Source organism: Nocardioides currus (assembly GCF_003057875.1).
In the GTDB taxonomy this organism is placed as follows: domain Bacteria; phylum Actinomycetota; class Actinomycetes; order Propionibacteriales; family Nocardioidaceae; genus Nocardioides; species Nocardioides currus.
Genome location: NZ_PYXZ01000016.1, coordinates 1 through 6,050 on the forward strand (window position 1 = coordinate 1; position 6,050 = coordinate 6,050).

Consider the following 6,050-nt stretch of genomic DNA (forward strand, 5'->3'; position numbering starts at 1 on the left):
CGCCCACTATGACGCAGCGCGGTACGGGTCTGCGCTGTGCGCTCACTCGATGATTCGGCAGCAGTCTTCCGCATGCGAGGCAGCGCCAACCGCGGTCCGTGAACAACTCGCTGGCGCTCAAATCGCGCCCAACCGTCGCAACAAAAGTAAAACTTTTGCCACAATCCCCATCGTGCATCCTGTGGATGACGTGACGCCTGTGACCAATGCGGCGGAAGTGCTAGCGATCGGTCAAGCTTGCATTCCCGAGTAATCGGGCCGCGACCCAACATGTAGCAGATCGATCTGAGCCAACCACAAGATGTGGGGAACCGTCGGTCCATCCTGGGGATAACTACAAGCCTGTTATTCGACGACCCTGACCAGTCCGAATTTGTCGGTGGTCGCCGGTACCCTGTAAGGGAGGTCAGATCGACCTCTGCCAGACAGCACGAAGGCCCCGAGCCAGAGAGATGTCTGATTTCAGGGCCTACGCGGTGTTTCGTGGTTGTTCGCCAGCATAGGTCGGGTGTGGGGTCTTCGGAAGAAGAACCGCCGTACCTGTTCTGGAGATCACACATCCTCGGGTACAGGGTTCTCGTCGTCGGGTGACGATTTCAGGAGGACCGCAGTGCCCAGCGACCCCAGCCATACTCGCGACCCGTCGGCATCGCCGCCGGGTCCGAAGCCGTTCCAGGTGCTCGCCCTGGACGGCGGCGGAGTCAAGGCGCTCTTCACCGCCCACGTTCTCGCCCGCCTCGAAGCCGACCTCGGGGTCCGCATCACCGACCACTTCGACCTGATCGCCGGGACCTCGGCCGGTGGGATCCTCGCGCTCGGCCTCGGAGCCGGACTGGCTCCAGCCGAGATCGTCGAGCGCTACACCGACCTAACCGAGCGGGTCTTCCCTCCGTCGCGTCGTGCGCCGTGGCGCGTCGGCGCGCGCGCCCTCGGTCCGGTGTATTCCGGTGCGCTCCTGCGAGACGGCCTCTCTGAGGTCCTCGGACAGCGCCTGCTCGGTGAGAGCACCAAGCGGCTCATCATCCCGTCCTGGGACGTGCAGCGCGCGGAGGTGCACATCTTCAAGACCCCGCACCACCCGCGTCTCCGACGCGACGGGAGGATCCCGATGGTCGACGTCGCGATGGCGACCACCGCGGCACCGACCTACTTCGAGGCCGCCAGCGTCGACGGACAACGTCTGGTTGACGGTGGGGTCTGGGCAAACAACCCGTCCGTCGTCGCCATCGGCGAGGCCGTGAGCATGCTCGACGCCGACCTCGACGACATCCGGGTCCTCAACGTGGGCACCGTCGATCAGCGAACCAACCATGCTGAGAGACTCGACACCGGCGGCTGGCTGAACTGGGCCAAGCCCGCTGCGAGCTTCATGATCACCGCCGCCAGCCGGGGAACTCAGGGGACTGCGGCGCACTTGGTCGGCAAGGACGACTTTGTCCGGTTCGACGCCTTGGTGCCCGGCAACGTCTTCACCCTCGACCGGGCCAGCCCCGAGGCGCTCGCCGGACTGGCCGCTGGCCAGAGCCGGGTCCTGAGTCCCCTGTTCACCGAACGATTCGCCGAGCACACGGCAGATCGGTACACCCCCAACCCCCAGCACGCCGACGGCGAGGAGCCCGGCACCCCGACGATGCCCGGAGGCGCAGCATGAAGCACACCGACTACTTCCAGAACTTCCTCGACAACACCGTCAACCTGCCGGAGTCGAAGATCGACCTGCTCAGCAACCGGGTCGACTCGATCTACAACTGCCTGAAGGGTGACGCGACCTTGGGGCCGCTGGTCAAGAAGAAGGTGCCCCAGGGCTCCTGGCCCCAGCGCACGATCATCAAGCCGGTCAACGGCAACGCGTTCGACGCGGACTTCATGATCCAGATGGTCGAGGACCCCGACTGGGCCGACGACCTGAAGAAGTACGGCAACGCCGTCTACGACGTCCTCCACAAGACCTCGCCGTACAAGGACATGCCCCACGGCCGGAAGTGCCGCTGCGTCTACGTCAACTACGCCGAGAACGCGATGCATGTCGACATCGTCCCGTTCGTCGTCCGCGACGACGGCACGAAGTGGATCATCAACCGCGACGACAACACGTGGGAGCGCACCGACCCCGAGGGCTTCACGGAGTGGATGAAGAAGAAGGACGGCATCGCCAAGAAGCGCCTTCGCGAGGTCATCCGGGTCATGAAGTTCCTGCGCGACCACAAGAACTCCTGGACCGGGACGAAGTCCATCCTGCTGACGACGCTGCTCGGCGAGCGGGTCGAGGAGTGGCGCACCACCCTCGATGCGGGCTACTACAGCGACCTGCCGACGGCCCTGCTCCACATCGTCTCCGACCTCGACGACTACCTCCAGGCCAACCCGTACAAGCCGAACATCATGGACCCCTCCGGCTCCGGCACCTCGTTCGACCACCGGTGGAGCCAGGAGACCTACGCCCACTTCCGCAAGCGGATCAACGTCCACGCCGCCGAGATCAAGGACGCCTACGACGAGGAGGACTTCGACGAGAGCGTCAAGAAGTGGCAGGCGCTGTTCGGCGACGCCTTCAAGGCACCCAAGGCGACCGAGTCGTCGTCCGGCACGGCGGGGTCGAGCAAGTTCAGCGGCATCTCGATCGGTGCCGCGGCAGCCGCTTCCACTTCGACCGTCAAGCACTCCGGCCGCGCCGGGTGAGCGCCGGTTGAACGCCCGGGTGAGCGGCCGGGCGGGGGCGTTGTGAGCGGGAGGCGCATCAGCGAGTGGCAGTCCAGGGTCCTCTCCGACCTGGACGCCTTCGAGACCGCATTCCCGGGCGAGGTCGAGATGGTCGGCAGGTACCGATGCCGGGGCAAGGACATGCACCTGCGGCTACGAGTGCGCACCGCTGACATCGAACACGGTGATGGCGGCCTGCGCCTGCGCGAATACGAGGAGTTTCTGGTCACCGTGGGGCAGACCGACCTCGCACCACCTCGCGTGGACGTCGACCACCTGCGGTTCCTCAACCACGCACACGTCCTCCTGGGGATGCGGCTCTGCCTGTATCTCGACCCGTCGCGTGAGTGGGACCCGGCTCACGGCTTCGGCGGGCTCGTCGACCGCCTGATGGAGTGGCTCGAAGACGCCGCGGCGGGGCGCTTCGACGCGCAGACGGCGCTGTACCACGCCGTCGGCGGCGTCCTCCACGAGACGGACGGCGCCCCGAGCGCCGTCATTCGGGACTCGTTGCCCACAGGAGTGCTCGTCCAACACGGGTGGCTCATCGAGCGAGCCCCGCTCCGTTACGACCTCACCCTCGAACGCGACAGGAGCGGCGCAGCCGAGCACGTCCCGATCGTTCACCTGGACGCCGCCCTCCCGCTGGGGGCGGGTAGCACCTTGCCGGAGCTGTTGAGCGTCGTCGAGGATCCGTACGCGGGATTCCCGGCTCCTGGCGAGGCGTTCACGACCGTGCGTTGGCTCGCCGGACTCGCGGTGCCATTCCTGACGGCCGTCGCCGCCAGCGCGATCCGCAAGCCCGACGGCACCGCGCAGCGCATCGTGATCGCGGTCCCTCACCCCACAGGCGGTGAGCCTCACCTGCTGGTCGCCAGCATCCCCGGGCCCGGCGCTGACCGGCTCCGCGCCCACGCCCGAGCGAGCACCATGAGGAGTTCTGTCATCAACATCGACCCGGCCAAGATAGAGCCCGAGATCGACGTGGAGTGGCTGCCTGTCTCCGACGAGCGGGAGAAGGTCACCACGCGTCGCGACTCGACGCGACCGGTGTCCGCCTTCGCAGGCAAGACGGTGCACGTCTGGGGTTGCGGTGGCCTCGGCTCGTGGGTCGCCGAGCTCGTCGTACGCGCGGGCGCTACGAAGGTCGTGCTGTGCGACCCCGGCCGCGTCACGGGCGGTCTGCTGGTGCGCCAGAACTTCACCGAGGCCGACGTCGGCCGCCCGAAGGTGGAGGCACTGGCCGAGCGCCTTCGCTCGACCGCCGACGCCGTGGAGGTGGTCGCGCGTAACGCGCCCATGCCGGTGGCCTCGGACTGGGACGGGGCCGATCTGGTCATCGATGCGACCGTGAGCATCGCGATCGGGCGCCTGCTCGATCGTGTCGCTGCGAATGCCGCCCGGCCCGTGATCGCCCAGATGGCCTGCGACGTGCGGACCGGCACCCAAGGAATCCTCACTGTCTCGATGCCCCCGGAGACCACCGGTTGCCTGACCATCGACGCTCAGGTCGGAGAAGCCGCCAAGACAGCGAAGGCGCTGGAGCCGTTCCGGGAGTTGTGGGGCGCCGATGCCGACACCGACGAGATCATCCCCACGCGCGGTTGCTCGACTCCGACGTTCCACGGATCCGCTGCCGACCTGAGCGCCGTGGCTGCCAGCCTGACCAGCATTCTGGGGTCCCACCTCGGGTCCGCCGACCCACTGTCCGGGACGCACCTGATCTCCCTGGCGCACGGAGAGGCCGGGCCCATCCGGCACTTCGTGCCAATCACCGTCAACGAGACGACAGGACCTGCGCATCCAGATGCGGACGCGACCGAGACCGAGGAGGGGTCGGATGCCTGACCCGCGGCAACCCGCAGAGTCCCCTGTCGACTCCCGCAACACCACCGTCAAGCGCGACCGAATCACGGACTCGGTCCGCAACGCGCTGTGGGCACGCACCGCTGGCCGCTGCACGATCTGCAACCGCCGACTCCTCGGCGACCATCGGACCTACCTCCACTCCGTCCTCCTGGCCGAGCTCGCACACAACATCGGCGCGACCGACGGAGACGCCTCGCCCCGCAGCGTCGAAAACGACGGGGTCGACGACACCGAGGCTGAGGAGAACCTCCTGCTCCTGTGCCACGACTGCCACAAGATCATCGACCACTCCGACCACATCGACTTCTTCCCGCCCGAGAAGTTGCGCCAGATCAAGGAGGCCTTCGAGCGCCGCATCGAGATGGTTACCGAACACGGCGGGCTCACGCGCACAGCAGCTCTTCGCGTCGGATGCATGATCCGCGGTGCACTCGCAATGGCGTCGCAACGCGAGGTCGCCGAAACACTCCTAGCGGTCAACTATCTCGGGCTCGTCGAAACCCAACGCAGCGGTGACTTCACTTGTCGCATCGGTGGCTCTGCCGGTGGGCGAGGATTCTGGGATGCCGCCCAGCAGTCGATCGACGACGTGGTCGCTCAGGTGCACCAAGCCATCGCAAGCGGCGATGTCGAGCATATCTCCGTGTTCGCCATCGCCCCGGTGCCACTGCTCGTGTACCTGGGATCGCACTTGGACGACAAGACTCCGACACGTCTCTTCCAGAAACACCGCGACCAGTTCGTCGGCTGGTCCTGGACCGACCAAGGCGATCCCGTCGACTTCGAGGTCACGTCGTCCGATGCAGAGTCGTCAGCCGAGAACGTCGTGCTGGTCTGTGCGCTCACGAGCGAGGTGAACCGGACCGCGTTCCCGGACACGCTCGACGGAGCGCCCGTGATTGAGGTTCGGCCTGCCGACACCTCGCCCAAGCCGACCTTGCTCGCGCACGAGCAGTCGCTGATCAACTTCGGAGAGCAGTGGCGAGTTGCCCTTGCCACGGCCGAAGCGCGGTTTCCGAACGCGAACCGCTGGCACTTGATCGCTTCAGCACCGGTGACTGCCTCCATCGAGTCGGGTCGGGCATTCGTCCGCAACATCCACCCGCCAGTCACCGTCTACGAGCGGTCCGAACATGCATACGAGGCGGTGCTCCGCGTCAACGAATAGAGCTACGGCCGGAGCCACGCGCGTCCGACGGTCAGCCCACTGAGCGTGACAACTGTCGTGCTGCCGGCCCACCAGCACGGTGTCGCAAAGCCTGCCCCCATCGACGAGGCCGAACTCATCGATGCCAAGAGCTCCTTGAGCTTGCAGCGGTGCCCCCGAGGCCCAAGCTGCAGCGACGACACTCCTCTGACAGGTAGAGCCTCAACGCTTCTACGCCCGGACGACGGCTGAACATAGCGGTAGCGAGGCAGGAGCGCACCTGCGGAAGCTGCTCCTGGATCGCCGTCACACGCGCCGTAGCCCATTCCGCCGC

At 66.5% G+C, this 6,050-nt stretch carries 4 protein-coding genes; all 4 read left to right on the forward strand.

All coding sequences use genetic code 11. The annotated features are described in order from the left end of the window. Positions 1-610: 610 nt before the first annotated feature. From C7S10_RS21840 to C7S10_RS21855, 4 genes are read left to right on the forward strand one after another with little or no spacing between them, the layout of a single operon-like run. Entirely contained in the window at positions 611-1,651 is a 1,041-nt protein-coding gene (locus tag C7S10_RS21840; RefSeq protein WP_108347052.1) for a CBASS cGAMP-activated phospholipase, read from the forward strand. Then, entirely contained in the window at positions 1,648-2,679 is a 1,032-nt protein-coding gene (locus C7S10_RS21845) for an SMODS domain-containing nucleotidyltransferase (protein ID WP_108347054.1), read from the forward strand. Before C7S10_RS21840 ends, C7S10_RS21845 begins: the two co-directional genes overlap by 4 nt. A 42-nt stretch (positions 2,680-2,721) precedes the next feature. Further along, a complete protein-coding gene (locus C7S10_RS21850; protein ID WP_108347056.1) occupies positions 2,722-4,548 on the forward strand; it encodes a ThiF family adenylyltransferase in 1,827 nt (608 codons plus the stop codon). Continuing rightward, entirely contained in the window at positions 4,541-5,737 is a 1,197-nt protein-coding gene (locus tag C7S10_RS21855; RefSeq protein WP_108347058.1) for an SAVED domain-containing protein, read from the forward strand. Before C7S10_RS21850 ends, C7S10_RS21855 begins: the two co-directional genes overlap by 8 nt. Positions 5,738-6,050: the final 313 nt, after the last annotated feature.

What these genes read in the sequence shown, in the direction of transcription:
- C7S10_RS21855 (WP_108347058.1), top strand. Translation starts at nt 4,541, where the DNA reads ATGCCTGACCCGCGGCAACCCGCAGAGTCCCCTGTCGACTCCCGCAAC.
- C7S10_RS21845 (WP_108347054.1), top strand. Translation starts at nt 1,648, where the DNA reads ATGAAGCACACCGACTACTTCCAGAACTTCCTCGACAACACCGTCAAC.